Source organism: Cohnella sp. GbtcB17, from assembly GCF_019091135.1.
Classification (GTDB): Bacteria; Bacillota; Bacilli; order Paenibacillales; family Paenibacillaceae; genus Cohnella.
Genome location: NZ_JAGXJW010000071.1, coordinates 1 through 17,119, shown reverse-complemented (window position 1 = coordinate 17,119; position 17,119 = coordinate 1). Strand labels below are relative to the sequence as shown.

Annotated in this window: 15 protein-coding genes; 13 read left to right on the top strand and 2 right to left on the bottom strand. The window is 59.9% G+C overall.

Annotated elements, in window-relative coordinates; translation table 11 throughout:
• Positions 1–287: 287 nt before the first annotated feature.
• The 7 genes from KVT38_RS28980 (at position 288) to KVT38_RS28950 (ending at position 8,964) form a co-directional block, all read left to right on the top strand.
• Positions 288–1,262 carry an ABC transporter permease gene (locus KVT38_RS28980; RefSeq protein ID WP_217597234.1) on the top strand — a complete coding sequence of 325 codons (975 nt, stop codon included), beginning with the start codon at positions 288–290 and terminating at the stop codon, positions 1,260–1,262.
• A gap of 63 nt (positions 1,263–1,325) precedes the next feature.
• Positions 1,326–2,183 carry a carbohydrate ABC transporter permease gene (locus tag KVT38_RS28975; RefSeq protein WP_217597247.1) on the top strand — a complete coding sequence of 286 codons (858 nt, stop codon included), beginning with the start codon at positions 1,326–1,328 and terminating at the stop codon, positions 2,181–2,183.
• A gap of 114 nt (positions 2,184–2,297) precedes the next feature.
• Entirely contained in the window at positions 2,298–3,956 is a 1,659-nt protein-coding gene (locus KVT38_RS28970; RefSeq protein WP_217597233.1) for an ABC transporter substrate-binding protein, read from the top strand.
• Between the two features lie 66 nt (positions 3,957–4,022).
• The gene (locus KVT38_RS28965) at positions 4,023–6,107 is read left to right on the top strand and encodes an alpha-amylase family protein (protein WP_217597232.1); all 2,085 of its coding nucleotides are present in this window, start codon (positions 4,023–4,025) and stop codon (positions 6,105–6,107) included.
• Positions 6,108–6,202: 95 nt separating this feature from the next.
• Entirely contained in the window at positions 6,203–6,697 is a 495-nt protein-coding gene (locus KVT38_RS28960; protein WP_217597231.1) for a DinB family protein, read from the top strand.
• Positions 6,698–6,841: 144 nt separating this feature from the next.
• Positions 6,842–8,191: a glucose-6-phosphate isomerase gene (locus tag KVT38_RS28955; RefSeq protein WP_217597230.1), complete on the top strand. Its 1,350-nt coding sequence runs from the start codon at positions 6,842–6,844 to the stop codon at positions 8,189–8,191.
• A gap of 137 nt (positions 8,192–8,328) precedes the next feature.
• On the top strand, positions 8,329–8,964 hold the full coding sequence (locus KVT38_RS28950; RefSeq protein WP_217597229.1) for a YigZ family protein: 636 nt from the start codon (positions 8,329–8,331) through the stop codon (positions 8,962–8,964).
• Between the two features lie 89 nt (positions 8,965–9,053).
• On the opposite strand, the gene KVT38_RS28945 is transcribed toward KVT38_RS28950, so the two are convergent.
• Positions 9,054–9,455: a secondary thiamine-phosphate synthase enzyme YjbQ gene (locus KVT38_RS28945; RefSeq protein ID WP_217597228.1), complete on the bottom strand. Its 402-nt coding sequence runs from the start codon at positions 9,453–9,455 to the stop codon at positions 9,054–9,056.
• A 167-nt stretch (positions 9,456–9,622) separates the two neighbouring features.
• On the opposite strand from KVT38_RS28945, the gene cysT reads away from it, so the two are divergent.
• From cysT to KVT38_RS28920, 5 genes are all read left to right on the top strand, one after another.
• Positions 9,623–10,435 (top strand): sulfate ABC transporter permease subunit CysT, encoded by an 813-nt coding sequence (gene cysT / locus KVT38_RS28940; RefSeq protein WP_217597227.1) that lies wholly within the window; start codon positions 9,623–9,625, stop codon positions 10,433–10,435.
• Positions 10,432–11,235, top strand: a complete 804-nt coding sequence (locus KVT38_RS28935) for a sulfate ABC transporter permease subunit (RefSeq protein ID WP_217597226.1) — start codon at positions 10,432–10,434, stop codon at positions 11,233–11,235. The genes cysT and KVT38_RS28935 overlap by 4 nt, the downstream gene beginning before the upstream one ends.
• A 2-nt stretch (positions 11,236–11,237) precedes the next feature.
• On the top strand, positions 11,238–12,305 hold the full coding sequence (locus tag KVT38_RS28930; RefSeq protein ID WP_217597225.1) for a sulfate/molybdate ABC transporter ATP-binding protein: 1,068 nt from the start codon (positions 11,238–11,240) through the stop codon (positions 12,303–12,305).
• 105 nt (positions 12,306–12,410) lie between these two features.
• Complete coding sequence (locus tag KVT38_RS28925; RefSeq protein WP_217597246.1) at positions 12,411–13,487, top strand: sulfate ABC transporter substrate-binding protein; 1,077 nt, start codon at positions 12,411–12,413, stop codon at positions 13,485–13,487.
• Positions 13,488–14,795: 1,308 nt separating this feature from the next.
• On the top strand, positions 14,796–15,155 hold the full coding sequence (locus tag KVT38_RS28920; protein WP_217597224.1) for a helix-turn-helix domain-containing protein: 360 nt from the start codon (positions 14,796–14,798) through the stop codon (positions 15,153–15,155).
• A gap of 98 nt (positions 15,156–15,253) precedes the next feature.
• On the opposite strand, the gene KVT38_RS28915 is transcribed toward KVT38_RS28920, so the two are convergent.
• The gene (locus tag KVT38_RS28915; protein ID WP_217597223.1) at positions 15,254–16,057 is read right to left on the bottom strand and encodes a Cof-type HAD-IIB family hydrolase; all 804 of its coding nucleotides are present in this window, start codon (positions 16,055–16,057) and stop codon (positions 15,254–15,256) included.
• 250 nt (positions 16,058–16,307) lie between these two features.
• Between KVT38_RS28915 and KVT38_RS28910 the strand changes: the two genes are divergently transcribed.
• Positions 16,308–17,119: hypothetical protein (locus tag KVT38_RS28910; RefSeq protein WP_483298200.1), on the top strand; the 812-nt coding region annotated here is incomplete at its 3' end.

Below are 17,119 nucleotides of genomic sequence, written 5' to 3'. Positions count from 1 at the left end.
ATAGCGGCATCTGGGTCGATAACGCCCCGCCGACGGCCTCACGTCCATAATCCCGCCCCAGCCACTCTACGCCTAACCAAGCGTCACTTACATAGCCCCACGCGCATGCTACAAATCAACGATCCCCCGCCGTAAAACTGTGTTATTTACCGTTGCGTTTCCGAGGAACCGGTTATAGAAACCGCTTACCGCGCGAATCTATAATGAACCTATCAACGGAGCGCATGCATGAATCGCCGCCGCCGCATCAAGCACAGGCCGTGCCGCATCGCCAGAAGGAGGGACCTATGGAAGCCAGCTTGGAAAAGCCGTCGTCGCCGGCGATCACTGCAAGCCGCAGGACGGGCAAATGGAAAAAAATGAAGCAGCAAAAGATTTTGTACCTGATGATCTTGCCGGCCTTCCTGTGCACGCTCGTGTTCGCATACGGGCCGATGTTCGGTCTCTATATGGCCTTCACCAACTATTCGCCGGGCGGGGGCTCGTTTTTCGGCTCGTTTTTCCATAGCGAGTTCGTCGGCACGCAGTGGTTCCGCTACTTTTTCGAAAACGGCGATTTCTACAAGATCATGCGCAATACGCTCGCCCAAAGCCTGCTGTCGCTGCTCATCGGCTTCCCGGCGCCGATCCTGCTCGCGCTCCTCATCAACGAGGTGGGAGGCGGACTGTTCAAGCGCTTCGTGCAGACGGTCAGCTATTTGCCGCACTTTATCTCCTGGGTCATCGCGGCCAACATCATCGTGACGCTACTGTCCTCCCAGGGCGCGGTCAACGAGCTGCTGATGACGCTCCATCTGATTGACAAGCCGATCCAGTTTCTGCAAAACGGTCACGCCTTCTGGGGCATCATCGCCGTCTCCAACACCTGGAAGGACATGGGCTTCAACGCCATCATCTACCTGGCGGCGATCGCGGGCATCAATCCGGAGCTGTACGAGGCGGCGCGCGTCGACGGCGCGAGCCGCTGGCGGCAGATGTGGAACGTCACGCTCCCTTCGCTGAAGCCGACCATCGTCATCCTGTCGATCCTCGCCGTCGGCAACGTGCTGAACGCGGGCTTCGATCAGCAGTATTTGCTGCAAAACACGACCGTGCTCGAGTATTCGGACGTCATCGATACGTACACGTACCGGTACGGCCTGCAGAACGGCATGTTCTCGTACGGGGCGGCGGTCGGCCTTTTCAAATCGGTCATCGCGTTTGTCCTCGTCGTCGCCGTCAACGCCTGGTCACGCAAGGTGAACCAGCAATCGCTCTATTGATCCGCAAGCGGAAAGGAGGCGCGCGCCGTGTCGCTTATTAAAAGGTCGGAAGACCGCCTGTTTATGGCTTTTGTGTATGCGTTCCTCATTCTCGTGTTTCTCGTCACGTTCTACCCGTTCTGGAACATTCTCGTGCTCTCGCTGAACAGCGCCGACGACGCGGTGAGAGGCGGATTGTATCTGTGGCCGAGATCGTTCAGCCTGCAGAGCTATCAGGAGATTCTGAAGGATCAGGAGATTCTCACCGGCATCAAGGTGACTCTTATGCGCACCGCGATCGGCGCGCCGCTGACCGTGCTCGTCATCAGCCTGCTGGCTTTTGCGCTCAGCAAAAAGGACCTCGTCGGCAACAAGCTCATCTCGCTGTTTTTCATCTTCACGATGTACTTCAGCGGGGGTCTCATTCCCTACTATATGATTCTGAAAAGCGTGCACCTGATCGACACGTTTGCCGTTTACATCTTCCCGAACCTGATGAACGTCTTCTTCGTCATCATCGTCCGTTCGTTCATGCAGGAGCTGCCCGCCGAGGTCGAGGAGTCGGCCAAGATCGACGGCGCCAACGATTTTCAGATCTACGCCCGCGTCGTGCTGCCGATCTGCGTGCCGGTGCTCGTGACGATCGGCCTGTTCTCCGCCATCAATCAGTGGAATGCCTGGTTCGACTCGTACGTGTTCACGTACAAATCCGAACTGAAGACGCTGCAGGCGGTGCTGGTCAAAATTTTGAATCAGTACCAGACGCAAGAATTCACCTCTTCGTCGGGACAGCTCGCGGATTCCGCGAAGCGGATGGCTGTTTCCTCGGAGACGATCCGCATGGCGGCGACGATGGTCGCTACGCTGCCGATCGTGCTGGTATATCCGTTTTTGCAGCGTTACTTCGTCAAAGGCATGACGCTCGGCGCGGTCAAAAGCTGACCGGCAATCCGGCCATGAGAGGAGGTGGGGCGGCTGCGGGGAGAAGGCCGGCGTGCCAATTCATTCAATCGGTGTTACGCTTGATCATCCAACTATCATTCGGGGGGAACTACCATGACCAGCCTGAAAAAATCGGTCGTCTACGCTGCAGGCTTCACGCTGCTCGCGTCCATGCTGGGCGCCTGCGGCAATAACAATGCGAGCAACGGCGATGCATCCGCCAGCCCGGCCGCAAGCGGCAGCGCTTCTGCATCGGCCGGCACATCCCAGAGCCCGTCCGCAAGCGCGGCAGAGAAGCCGATCACGCTTACCTTTTTTGACAAAAACACGGGCGATGCCTTCAACAATACCGTCGCACAGGAGATTACGAAGCGGACCGGCGTGACGATCGAGATTCAGCAGCCCACGGGCAACCCGGCGGAAAAGCTGAACCTGATGCTGGCGAGCAGCGACCTGCCGGACATCGTGCTGATGGACCGCGGCGGCGACATCGTGAACAAATACATCGCGGCCGGCGCGCTCATCCCGCTCGACGAGCTGATCGAGAAGTACGGCCCGGACGTCAAAAGCATGTACGGCGACATGCTCAACAAAACGCGCTACAAGGACGGCAAAAACTATTATTTGTCCAACTGGTACGGATTCGAGAAGGACGAGCCGAACGGCGGCTTCAACATCCGCATGGACCTGCTGAAGGAGTTCGCGCCGGACAAGGCGGAGGGCGGCAAGCCGTTCACGGCCGGCGAATTCGAAGCGCTGCTGCGCAGCTTCAAGGAGAAATATCCGAACGTAAACGGCAAGCCGTCGGTGCCGCTCACGATGGACGGCTCCAACATGGGCGCCACGCTCGGGACGTTCAAGGGCATGTTCGGTCTGAAGTCCTATTACGAGCAGGACGGCAAGCTGCATTTCGACGTGACGGATCCGAAGTACCGCGAGATGCTGCTCTATATGAACAAACTGTACCGCGACGGCTTGATCGACGTGGACTGGGCCATCAACAAGAAGGAATCCTGGCTGCAAAAGCTCTCGTCCGGCGCCGTGCTCGCTTCGACGGGCGCATACTGGGACCTGGGCGACGCCAACACCGCGCTGAAGAAGGACGGCGGCGTCGAGAAGCAGTTCTACGCCTATAAGGTCGTGGCCGACGGCGTCGATCCGGCGAAAACGACTTACAGCCCGAAGAGCTCGCTCGGCTGGGACGCGATCGGCATCACGAAGGCGAACAAGGATCCGGAGCGCACGATGAAATTCATCAACTTCCTGGCCAGCGAGGAAGGTCAATACCTGCTGATGTGGGGCATCGAGGGCAAGGACTGGGACATGAAGGACGGCAAGCACGTGCCGCGTCCCGAGACGCTGCAGGGCTTCAAGGACGACTGGAGCGGCTTCGTGAAGCAGACCGGCATCCGCAAGTGGACATGGTTCATCAAGAACGGCAAAGGCACGGACGGCACGCCGTACGATCTGGCCGGCCGCTACGACCGCAACGAGATCGACAAGATGGCGATCAAAAACCTGGCGGATTCCGTTTACGACAACGACGCCTTCGAAAACCTGGGCCCGAAGGGCGGCACGCCTGAAGCGCTCACGATGCAGAAGGTGCAGGATCTGATGACGCAATCCGTCACCAAGGTCATCATCGCCAAGAGCGAAGTCGACGCGAACGCCACGTACGACAAGATGCTCGCGGACATGAAGGCGGCGGGCAGCGAGAAGGTCGAGAAGGTCATCAACGACAATTACCAAGAGCGCCTGTCGCTCTGGAAATAAGTCGGAACGGGGAAAAGGGGCAGCAGCGATGCCGCTCCTTTTCCGCGTCCGAGGGAGGCTATCTGGATGAAAAGCTGGATTATCGAAAACGACGGTGCACGGTTCGTCGCCGACAACGGTGTGATGCGAGTCGAAAACGATCTGAAGAGCGGTACGACCGCCTATCGCTGGGCGGACGGCTCGGCGGTGCCGGATACGCACGGCGAGGTGGCGTTCGACGACCGAATGTGCCGGACGACGTACGGGGCGAGCCATGCGCTGCTGCCGGATTCAGTCTTGGCGGACGAAGACGCGGCAGGCGGGGGCACGCTGGCCTGGACGATCGAGCATCGCGGCGCGGATGCCGATAGCCCCGTGCTGCGGCAGCGCTTCGTTCTGACGGCGGGGCGGCCTTATGCGCTGACGGAGCTGTCCGCTTCGCGCGAGACGGACTGGTCGACGCGCGAGATCAGCCCGCTGTGCGTGCTGCGCAACGACGGCTCCGTGCTGTCGTTCGGCGAAGAGGCCGAAGCGAGCGCCGACGACAAGGAGCTGCGCGTGCTGTTCGTGCCATTCGACAACGACAAATGGGTCCGGTACGCGGCGCACCCGATTCCTTGCGACGTGGAGAGCTACGAAGTTACCTCGATCTATCATCCTGCGAGCCGGCGCGGCTTCGTCTTCGGATCGGTCTCCCACGACGTATGGAAGACGGGCGTTCAAGCCGCCGGGACGTTCGCCGGCGAGATCGCCAGACTGCGCGTCTACGGGGGTGCGGCGGGACTGCACACTCGCGACACGCTGCGCCATGGTGCCGTGTCGGGAAGCGAGATCCGCTCGCCGCTCGTCTTCGTCGGCAAGTACGACGACTACCGGGAGGGCCTTGAGTCTTACGGCCGGGCGAATGCGGAGATCGCGCCCGCGCTGCCGTGGGAAGGCGGCGTTCCGTTCGGGTGGAACAGCTGGTCCGCGGTCATGGACAAGCTGGACGCCGACGTATACATGCGCGTCTCGGATTTTATCGGAGAGGCGCTTCAAGGCGGCGGCGCGCTGCGCGAGGACGACGCCGTATTCGTCAACTTCGACGCCTTCTGGAATCATCTGACCAAAGCTGAATTGGCGGAATGCGTGGCGCGCGTGCGCGCGAACGGGCAGCAGCCCGGCATTTACGCGACGCCGTTCGCGTATTGGGGACGCGATCCCGAGAAGCCGGTCGAAGGCTTCGAGGGCGTCGTTTACCGCGAGCTGCTGCTGAAGGACGAGGCCGGCGCGCTCTTGCCGACGCTGGACGGCGCCTATGCGATGGATCCGACGCATCCGATCGTCGTCGAGTCGATCCGCCGCCAGCTGGCGCGGTTCGTGGAGGCCGGCTTCAGCTACGTGAAGCTGGACTTCCTGACGCATGGCACGATGGAGGGGCGCCATTATCTGCCCGAGATCGAGACGGGCATTCAGGCCTATAACTACGGCATGTCCGTCGTTCGGGAGGCGCTCTACCCGGCGCGTACCGGCAGGCCATTCTTTATCAATCTGTCGATCGCACCGCTGTTCCCGCACGGCTACGCGCACAGCCGGCGCATCTCCTGCGACGCGTTCGGCCTCATCGGCGACACGGAATATATGCTGAACGCACTTACGTCGGCCTGGTGGGTCAACGATACGCTGTACAGGTTCAACGATCCCGATCATACCGTGCTCTACAAGAGCCACAACCAGCGCGCGACCTCGGAGGACGAGGGGCGAAGCAGGCTGCATGCCTCGGTCATCGCGGGCACCTCGCTCCTGCTCGGCGACGACTTCCGCATGCCCGAAGCCGCTGCCAGAGCGCGGGATTGGCTCGCGGGCGGCGAGGCTGCGGCGCTGGCGCGCAAGGGCAGGACGTTTGTCACGGTGGACGGTGTCGCCGGTTCCGGTGCCGCGAGCGTTTTTGCGCTGCAGAGCGATGAAGGTTTGTGGCTCGCCTGCTTCAACTACGACGAACAACGAGCCGTGGTACAGAAGATCGGCTGGGACCGGCTGCCGTTGAACCGTGCCGATGTCTCCCAAGCGGTATCCCTGTATGGCGGGGAAGCTTCAGGAGTAAGACTCGGCGATGGTGCGATCGAGTTCGAACTCGGCGCCGCCGCATCCGCCGTGTTTTTGCTGGCGACGAACTCTGCTTCGTTTACATGATCCCGATCCCGGGGTAGATGGTAACCAGTACGGTTTTGTGGATTTGGTTACCATCCAGCGGCCCATAATTGGCCCGAGGGCAAAGGAGAATGAGGATGAGCAAACGCGAGCTGCTGCTCGACAGCTACGATCATGGCTACGACAAAGAGGACTGGTTCCCGCCGATCAAGGACGCGCTTGACGGCGTGAGCGAAGAGCAGGCCGATTGGAAGCCGGAAGGCGTCGCCGTCAATTCGATCCGGCAGAACGTGTTTCATTTGCTGTTTTACAAGCTGAGGCTGCTTCGCGCGCTGCGCGGCGAGCCGCAGCCGGCGGCCGAATCAAGCTTGTCCAACGACGATACGTTCGAAGCCGCGGCGCTGGGCGATCCTCCCTGGAGCGACGCGGTCCGGCGGCTCGAGGAGGCGCATGCAGCCTTGAGAGCGGAGCTGGCGGGCAGCAACGACGAGAAGCTCGAGCGGCCGATCCCGGAGACGAGGGCCTGGTCTTACGCAAACGGCATCGTTCGGCACGACGCCTATCATCTGGGCCAGATCGTCCAGCTTCGCAAGCTGCAGGGGTCCTGGCCAGCGCACCGTTCGTTCGATTAGCGGCTTGGGCCGCGCCGTCCAGGCGCCCGTATTGCCCCTCGCAGACGCGGTCGCGGTTGCTTGTACCGAAGGCGAAATTTGGTTATTCTAAAGCTACGTGCCTACCGGACGCGAACGATGGAACCTGAAAGGGGCAATACGATCATGGCTAAAAGCATTTCTCTCGACTATTCCAAGGCGCTGCAGTTCATCGGGCAGCACGAGATCGACTATCTGGCTCCGGCGGTGAAGCTGGCGCACGAGCAGCTCCATAGCGGCACGGGCACCGGCTCGGACTACCTGGGCTGGATCAATCTCCCCTTCGACTACGACAAGGAAGAGTTCGCCCGCATCCAGGCGGCGGCGAAGCAGATTCAATCCGACTCCGAGGCGCTTGTCGTCATCGGCATCGGCGGCTCCTATCTCGGCGCCCGCGCGGCGATCGAGATGCTGTCGCATTCCTTTTACAACACGCTCTCCAAGGAACAGCGCAAGACGCCGCAGATCTTTTTCGCCGGCAACAACATCAGCTCCACGTACGTGACGCATCTGCTGCAAGCGCTCGAAGGCAAGGACTGGTCGATCAATGTCATCTCCAAGTCCGGCACGACGACCGAGCCGGCGATCGCCTTCCGCATCTTCCGCGAAGCGCTCGAGCGCAAGTACGGCAAGGAAGCGGCCAAGAAGCGCATCTACGCGACGACGGACAAGGCGCGCGGCGCGCTGAAGACGCTGGCGAACGCCGAGGGCTACGAATCGTTCGTCATCCCGGACGACGTCGGCGGGCGCTACTCGGTGCTGACGGCCGTCGGGTTGCTGCCGATCGCGACCGCGGGCATCGACATCGAAGCGATCATGAAGGGCGCGCAGGACGCGGCCACCGCGCTGAACAACCCGAATCTCGCGGAGAATCCGGCGTACCAGTATGCCGCCATCCGCAACGCGCTGTACCGCAAGGGCAAGACGGTCGAGATTCTCGTCAACTACGAGCCGAGCCTGCACTTCGTGTCCGAGTGGTGGAAGCAGCTGTACGGAGAGAGCGAAGGCAAGGACTATAAAGGCATCTATCCGGCTTCCGTCGACTTTTCCACAGACCTGCACTCGATGGGGCAATTCATCCAGGAAGGCAACCGCATCATTTTCGAGACCGTGCTCCAGGTGGGCGAAGTCTCCGAGCAGATCGAGATCCAGAGCGACGCGGACAATCTCGACGGCCTGAACTTCCTGACGGGCAAGACGCTGGACTTCGTGAACAAGAAGGCGTTCGAGGGCACGATCCTGGCGCATACCGACGGCAACGTGCCGAATCTGGTTGTACAGCTGCCGGACCTCACGCCGCACAGCTTCGGCCAGCTCGTCTACTTCTTCGAGATCGCCTGCGGCGTCAGCGGCTATCTGCTTGGCGTCAACCCGTTCGACCAGCCGGGCGTCGAAGCCTACAAGGTCAACATGTTCGCGCTGCTCGGCAAGCCCGGCTTCGAGGAGAAGAAAAAAGAGCTGGAAGCCCGCCTGTAACGTTTGATTCGCGCATCTCGCACAGATGTCGCGACAACCGCTTCGGACCTTGTCCGGGGCGGTTTTTCTTATCCGTGCCTCATGGTAAACTGGGAGGACATTGAAGGAAGCAAGGACATGGGAAAGGAAGTCGGAGCATGCTGGCGAGATACGCCACCGTCGCCGGTTACGGCGAACAGGAGATCGTCATTAAAAAATCGCGCTTCATCGGGCACGCGAAGCCGGCGGAGACCGAGGAAGAGGCGGTCGCTTTTATCGAAGAGATCAAGAAGCGCCATTGGAACGCCACGCACAATTGCTCCGCCTACTTGATCGGAGAGCGCGATCAGTGGCAGAAGGCGCTGGACGACGGGGAGCCGAGCGGCACCGCCGGGCGTCCGATCCTGGAGGTGCTCAAAAACCGCGGGCTGAAAAACACGGTCGTCGTGGTGACGCGCTACTTCGGCGGCATCTTGCTCGGAGCGGGCGGACTCGTTCGCGCCTATACCGACGGCGCCGTGGCCGGTACGGATGCGGCGGGGCCGATCGTCCGGGTGCTGCATCGGGAGATCTTCGTGGACGTCGATTATACATGGTACGGGAAACTGGAGAACGAGCTGCGCGGCAGAGGCGTGAAGGTGGGGGACGTTGCGTTTACCGACCGCGTGCGCGTGCTGTGTCTGCCGGAGGAAGCTGAAGCCGAACGCTTCGAAGACTGGATGACCGACCTGACGCAAGGGCAGGGCGTCGTGACCAGAGGAGAGGCGCGTTATTTTACGGAGCAGCTCTCTTAAATACGGAAGCTCGAGTGAAGCTCTTGTGAAGCTCGATGGCAGGACGCGCGCGAGGCCCGACGCGATCGGCGGCGCCGGGCTCGGCATTGTCAGCCTTCGACGACTTTGACAAAATATTCGCGGTCCCGCGGTCCGTCGAATTCGCAGAAGTAGACGCCCTGCCAGCGCCCGAGCAGCAGCTTGCCGCCGCTGACGATGACCGTCTGCGAATTGCCGGTCGTGATCGCCTTCAGATGCGAGGCCGTGTTGCCTTCCGCGTGACGATACTTGGGATGCGTCCACGGATACACCTCGTCCAGCCGCATGAGCACGTCCCGCTTGACGTCGGGATCCGCGTTCTCGTTGATCGCGATGCCTGCGGTCGTGTGGGGGCAATAGATGACGGCCAAGCCTTCCTGAACGCCGGAGCGCGCGACGAGCGCGGCGGCCTGACGGGTAATATCTATGATCTCGTCCCGGGATGACGTGCGGAGCTTTTCTTTGAACAGCATTGTGACAGCCTCCTTTGCGAGCGCCCCTCCGAGGGGCGCTCCTTCTATCTGACAAAATACAGAAATGTCGTTGACGAATCAAGGGCCGATCTGCTAAAGTAGCAATACCAACTAATTTAATAGGAATTATGGAGTGGCAACAAAGCCCATCCTGGAGGTTCGCATACGTGACCAACATGCTGCAGAGCCGATGGTGGAGCTGGGGATTCCGCAGCACCGTCATGCTTTATTTTATTATCCTTATCGTTTGTCCGATCGCCGGTATTTACGTGCAATCGCTGTCGGGCGGCTTTCAGGCGTTTGCCGACAATATCACGGAGGCGCTGGCCTGGAAGTCCGTGCTGCTGACGATCAAGCTCGCGGCGATCTCGACGATCGTCAACGCGGCGGTCGGCACCTTGTCGGCCTGGGTGCTCGTTCGTTACCGGTTCCCGGGACGAAGCCTGCTCAACAGCCTGGTCGATCTGCCGTTCGCGCTGCCGACCGCGGTCATCGGCTTGATGATCCTGCTGCTGCTCGGTCCTAGAAGCTGGATCGGCAGCGGGGCGGAGGCGCTCGGCACGACGATTCTGTTCCACGAGCCGGCGATTGTCGTCGCGATGGTCTTCGTTACGTTCCCGTTCGTCATCCGCGCGGTTCAGCCGATGCTCGAGGAGCTCGACGCTTCCGAGGAAGAGGCGGCGTACACGATGGGCGCTTCGAAGTCGCGCACGTTTTTCCGTGTCATCCTGCCCTGCATGATGCCCGGCATCTTGAGCGGCGCCATGCTCGCCTTCTCGCGGGCGCTGGCGGAGTTCGGCGCAGTCGTGCTGGTCGCGGGCAACATTCCCGGCCGCACGCTCGTCGCCTCCGTCTACATCTTCGGCGAGATCGAGAGCGACAATCCGGCCGGCGCCGCCGCGGTTTCGGTTCTGCTGCTCACCTTTTCCCTCCTCATCTTATGGACGGTTAATCTCGTCCGAAGGAGGCGAGCGCGTTGACCGTCAGAAGATTGTGGATCGGATTGACGACGCTTATCTTCGCCGTTCTGCTGATCGTTCCGCTGCTGCGGATCGTGCAGGGGGCGTTCGACAACGGCTGGAGCGGATTTTCTGCCGGCATTACCCGGCCTGAAGCGCTGCATGCGCTGCTGATGACGGGCATCATCGCCGTGAGCGTGACCATCGTCAACACGGTATTCGGCGTCATGCTTTCTCTATATCTGGTACGCGCGAATTGGCTCGGGAAGCGGCTGAAGGCGGTCATGAACGCGATCGTCGATCTGCCCTTTGCGGTATCGCCCGTGATCGGGGGCCTCATGATCGTCCTGCTGCTCGGTCCCGACAGCGCGGTCGGCGCCCTGCTCGGACGCGCCGGCGTTGACATCGTGTACGCGCTCCCGGGCATGATCCTAGCGACGCTGTTCGTCACGTTTCCGATCGTCATCCGCGAGGTTATGCCGGTGCTGCAGGAGGTCGGCAGTCAGCAGGAGGAAGCTGCCCATATGATGGGAGCGTACGCCTGGACGACGTTCTGGCGCGTCACGTGGCCGCTTATCCGCTGGAGCGTCGTCTACGGCGTCATCCTGACGGTCGCGCGCTGCCTGGGCGAGTTCGGCGCCGTGCTCGTCGTCTCGGGCAACATTATCAACAAGACGCAAACGGCGACTACGCTCGTCTATCAGGACGTCGAGAATTTCGATTTGACGGCGGCCAACGCTGTCGCGTTGGTGCTGGCGGCCGCTTCGGTTCTTTTATTGCTCGTGATGGAATGGTCCAAATCCCGAAAGGAAGTGCACTGAACATGCATGTCGAAGTACGGGGATTAAATAAATCGTTCGGCAGCTTTCAGGCGGTTAAGGACGTTGGCTTCAGCGTCGAAAAGGGGCAGCTCATCGGCCTGCTCGGCCCGAGCGGCGGCGGCAAGACGTCGATCCTGCGCATGCTGGCAGGTCTGGAGACGCCCGATTCGGGCGATATCGTTTTCCACGGCCAACGGGTCAACGACCTGCCGCCGCAGGAGCGCGGCATCGGCTTCGTGTTTCAGAACTACGCGCTGTTCAAGCATATGACGGTGAGCGAGAACATCGCCTTCGGCCTCGAGGTCAAAAAGTGGAACAAGGCGAAAATCAAGGAGCGCGTCGCCAATCTGACCGAGCTGACCGGTCTTAAGGGCTTCGAGTCCCGCTATCCGCACCAGCTGTCCGGCGGACAGCGCCAGCGCGTCGCGTTCGCCCGCGCGCTCGCGCCGGAGCCGCAGCTGCTGCTGCTCGACGAGCCGTTCGCGGCGATCGACGCCAAGATCCGGCACGAGCTGCGCTCCTGGCTGCGCGAGATGATCGACCGGCTGGGCATCACCTCGATTTTCGTCACGCACGATCAGGACGAAGCGATCGAAGTCGCCGACGAGATCATGATCATCAACAAGGGCAACCTGGAGCAGAAGGGCTCTCCTTGGGAAATCTACAAGGATCCGAAGACGCCGTTCGTCGCGGGCTTCATCGGGGAGTCCCGGATCGTAGACAACATCGCGGAGCTTCGCGGCTTCGCCGACGCGGCCGCAACGTCCGGCACGAAGGGTCTCATCCGGCCGGAATACATCGAGATCGGACGCAAGGAAGAGTTTGCGCAACTGCTGTCCGCGACGGAGGCCGGCCGCGTCAGCCATATTCACTTCCGCGGCAGTGAGTGGCTCGTCGAGGTGGAGGTAGGCGGGATCAAGCTCGTCACGTACCGCTCCCTCGAAAAGGAAGTGCTTCATCCGGGCGACGAGGTGCAGGTGCTCGTGCACCGCGCGTACTTGTTCAACGACAATCAGAGCTGGGTCATGGAGAACAAGCTGAAGGCCGACCCGATGTTCGTGTACATTTGATTCAGTCGCCGGCAGTCCGCGAGGACTGCCGTTCGCTTGGCTGCATATGCGGGAGCCTGCGCAGGCACCGCCGGGAGGTTGGCGATCTTGAACAGCAACAAATGGATGAATCGGTGCCGCGCGAGCCGCCTGAGCGGATGGCTGCTGGCCGCGACGCTTGGAATCTCGCTCGCCGGCTGCGGCGGCTCGTCGTCTTCGAACGTCGCTCCGGCCGAAGGCGAAGGGGCGGCCGCGCAAGAAGCGGGCACCGCGACGCTCGTCATCGGCGCCTACTCGGTCGCGAAGGACGCGCTGCAGGAGATTCTGCCCGCCTTCGGCCGGGAATGGGAAGCGAAAACGGGCCAGAAGCTCAAGTTTCAGGAGTCCTATGAAGCGTCAGGCACGCAAGCCAGATCGATCGTAGGCGGCTTCAAGGCCGACGTCGCCGTGCTCTCGCTCGAGGGAGACATGGACAAGATCGTTAAGGCCGGTCTCATGAGCAAGGATTGGAAAAAAACGGAGACGGGCGGCATGATCACGCGCTCGCTCGTCGTATTGGGAACGCGGGAAGGCAATCCGCTGGGCATCTCCGGGTTCGCCGATCTGGCCAAGCCCGGCGTCAAGGTTCTCTTCCCGAATCCGAAGGTTTCGGGCGGCGCGCAGTGGGACATCAATGCCATCTACGGCGCCGGATTGAAGCAAGCGGAGCGCGAATCGGGGAAGAAGGACGCGGCCGCGGCCAAAGCCTTCTTGAAGGCCGTCTACCGGAACGTCGAATCGATGGACAAAAGCGGCCGCGCCTCGATGGCGGCGTTCGAGTACGGGGTCGGCGACGTGATCGTCACCTACGAAAACGAGCTGCTGGCCCGCGTAGCGCAGGGCGTGCATTACGACATCGTGACGCCGGACGATACGATTCTGATCGAAAATCCGGCCGGCGTCGTCGACGTCAACGCGGACGCGCACGGCGTACGCGAAGCCGCGGATGCGCTGGTTGCCTACATGCAGGGCGCGGATGCGCAAGCCGTGTTCGCGGAGCATGGGTTCAGGCCGGTGAACGAACAGGCGGCGGAGCGCTTCGCGGACCGGTACGAGACACCTTCCGGCCTGTTCGACATCGGTTATCTCGGCGGATGGGACCAAGTTCGCAGCGAGCTGTATGCGAAGCGCGGCGTCTGGTACCAGGTGCTGGCGGGCAAGTGATCTGACGAAAAAGGACGAAGGCGCGTTTTGCGCCTTCGTCCTTTTGCGATTTTCGTTGCCTTTGCGGCATCTTCAGTTCGTGCCGCGAGGCTGTAAAGTAATTTTTAGCTTGTTGGATGCTGACCTCTCTCAGTTTGCTTCAGTAGCAACCCAAGAGACGGCTTCACCGTGAGTTTGCCGAAGGATTCTCGCTTGCACTGTCTCTCCGCCGCCGAAGTTCGGTTAGAAACAAACTAGCCATCCTGCGCCATCGCGCGGTCGTTGAAGTCCCGATTAGGAACAAACTGGTTTTTTGTAATTGTTACGGAGAGAGATCAAGCGCAATTGTGCTCGATCTAGACACGGTTAACCCGGGAGCTGGGAGCCGGGAGCCAGGAGCCAGGGGCCAGGGACGATAAGTGTTGAAAAGCAGTTAATCGGCGCGCTGATCGGGGCTGGGGAAGAAATAAGTGTTCAACCGCATTTAATTTGTTCAAGACCGGGTCAAAACGCTCGAAAGTGGGAATTTAATTGCGCTTCAACACTTATTTGGCTCAATAACGCGTGATCAAAGGAAATAAATGCTTTTCAACAGCTATTGCATATAGGCCGCGAGCGCGAGAACCTCAAGCCTCTCAAGCCCCTCAAGCTCGCCAAGCCCGCAAACCTGGTGTTGTTCAAGATTAAATATAGCGGCATATCGGCCCCTTTCACATCGTCGCGCCTTGAGAGAGGGGGGGATAAAAAATCACATTCGCACAGGTTTTTCAGCCGATTGGACATGCCGAAGAGGAAGTTTCTGCAAATCCGCATCCATTTTGCTGAGGCGTTAAAAGAACTCTAAGAAATCCTAACCCTTCGCGTATTCCGATCTCGCATAGGCGTCATTCAATCGCACCTCGCGGGGGGCGGCTGTGGAGGCGTTGGCGGGGTTTGTTGTGCGTTCAGGCGGTCGCAGGCTGTCCGCCGATCGGGCACGCGCTAGATGCAAGGACCGTCAGGGAGAGCTGCGACCTTCCCTGACGGATTTCTTATTCGTCTGCGTCTTCTTCTCTTTCCAATCTCCGCTTGCGAAGCTCGCTGCGCACGAGGAACCCCACCATGATGAGTATGACGGAAAGACTGATGATCCAATAATACAAAGGGTAAGGCTGATCGTGAATAAAAATGAACGTTCCCTCCATTGAAGTAACTTCATGTATTTATTTTATATTAAATAAAAATTGTAAAAATTTCAAGTTAAAACTTGATTTATATGCAAGTATATTCGGAGCCGAATTCAGATCTTTTATACTGGAGCAAATTGAAGCAAAGCGCGAGGTGCAACCGTTGACATTCGGCAAACGTTTAAAGCTGGCGAGGCAGGAAAAGCATATGACGCAAAACGAAGTCGCCGGCGCGCTGGGCGTAGACTTCACGACGATATCCAAATATGAGAACAACCGGTCTCAGCCGGATAATGAAATATTAAGGGAGCTTGCGAGCATATACGAGGTTTCGCTCGATTGGCTGCTCACCGGCGTCGATAAGGAACAGCATTCCGCCGAGCCGAACCGCTTTGTCGTGCAAGGCGTTGAGGAAGCGCTGACGGAGGAAGAGGCGGGCCATCTTCAGGAACAGCTCGAGATGTACCGGCTGCTGCAGGAAAAACGAAAAAAAGAAAAGGACGCCGTTCGGCGGAAAACGTAAAAGGCTTCCGGCCTGCTCAGAATAAGAGCTTGCGGAAGCCTTTTTTGATGCTTTAAAACGGGTGTTCGGCGCCAAGTCGCATGCAAGCGGAACTCCGCTTATGCGTTCAAAATAAACTTGTCGACCACTTGCTTCACGCCGTCCTCGTTGTTGCTCGCCGTGACGTAGTCCGCGATCTCGCGCAGGGCCGGCACCGCGTTCGCCATCGCGACGCCGAGACCGGCGGCCTCGATCATCTCGCGGTCGTTCCACGAATCGCCGATTGCGATCGTTTGATCCATCGTCAAGCCGTAGTGTTCGGCCAGAAACCGCAGCGCATGGCCCTTGGTGCCCTCGCTGTGCGTGAACTCCAGGTAATGCGGCTTGGACTTGGTGATATGAACATCCGGGCCGAGGAGTGCGTGCAGCTCGGGCGCGATCTCGTCCAGCAGAGCCGGCTCGTCGATAATGATCAGTTTCGTATGATGGCCGACCGGCAGCGCGTCGAGATCGGGTTCGACGATATAAGGAATGTTCGATTGCTTCGCATAAGCGGCGAGCCTGTCTCCATCGTCGAAGGAATACAGCTTGTCGTCGATATACGTCTGCAAATGAAGCTTGCGCTCGCGCGTAAAGCCGTACAGCTTGCGGACCGCCTCGAGGTCGACGGAACGCTCGTACAGCGTGCGCTCGTCGAGCAGGTTGCGAACCAGCGAGCCTTGATAGGTAATGAGCGGCACGTTCAGGCCGACCTGGGCGGCGGTCTGCTTGGCCGAAGCGAACATGCGGCCCGTGGCCAGAGTCACGCGGACGCCTTGCGACATCGCTTGAGCAAGCGCGTCACGCGTCGCGTCGGTTACTTCGAGTTTGTCGTTCAACAGCGTATCGTCAAGATCGATCGCGATGAGCCGGTAAGATGACATGGCGGTTTTCTCTCCTTTTGAGATAAGCGGACAGCATTCCTCGATTGTAACGCATTTGGGCGAATCCCTTCAATAAGCCTAGCGTGCTCTGCCAAACCGGCGAAGCATGGAGCGCAGCAGCCCATTGGAGCGTGTATAAATATTCCTGCCGGTGGAACCATTTTTGTGCTTGAGCCGTCTAACCGTTCGAAGGCCAAAATGTCCTTTGGGTAAAAACAGAACGAGAGACGTCCAGGAAAGGATGAGGTCAATGAACATTTCAACCAAACATGGAGCGCAGAAAACGGGGAAACGGTTCACTTCAATCGGACTTGCGCTGCTGCTGTCCGCAGGATTGGCGGCATGCTCGAACGGATCGAACGACGCCGAGCCGAGCGCAACGGACGCCGCTGCGACTTCGTCGCAGACGCCGTCTCAGGGCCCGAGCGATTCCGCGAGCCCTTCCGCATCGCCCGCTGCCAGCCCTTCATCCGACGCGGACAACGATGCCGCGCTGCTCGAAGCGTTCAAGGAGCAGGCACAGTCGGATCTGTCGACCGCCGAGCTGAACAAGGCGCTCGACGACAAGCTGGCACAGTCTTCGCCGGAGACTGGAGATGCGCTGCTGCGCGAGATGCTCGCCTACTACGATCGAAGCTTGCCGGACATGCAGAAGAAGCTGGAGGCGCAAAATGTGCAGCAGGCGTTGCAGAAGCTCGAATGGCCGCCATCAGCCGACCAGATCGGGCAAATTAAAGACGAACAGGCGCGTGCGCTCGTTATGGAGGCCATCGACGGCGGCTACAAGCTTGAGACAGCCGAAGGCATGTATTTTCCCGTCGTGGATTATGGGAAACTGAAACGCACGGAGACGCGGGTAACCGCCGCCATGAAGGATTATATCGCGCTGCTGGCCGCCGAGTCGGATCAAAAATCGGCTTCGGACGGCGGGCTCGTCATCGAACGCTCGGAGGTCGCTGCGCGTGCCGCACAAGCGGAAGCTTACGTCGCGGCCCATCCGGACGCGCCGGAGCGGAAGCAGGCCGAAGACCTGTTTGCGGCGCGCTCCATTCCGTTTTTGCT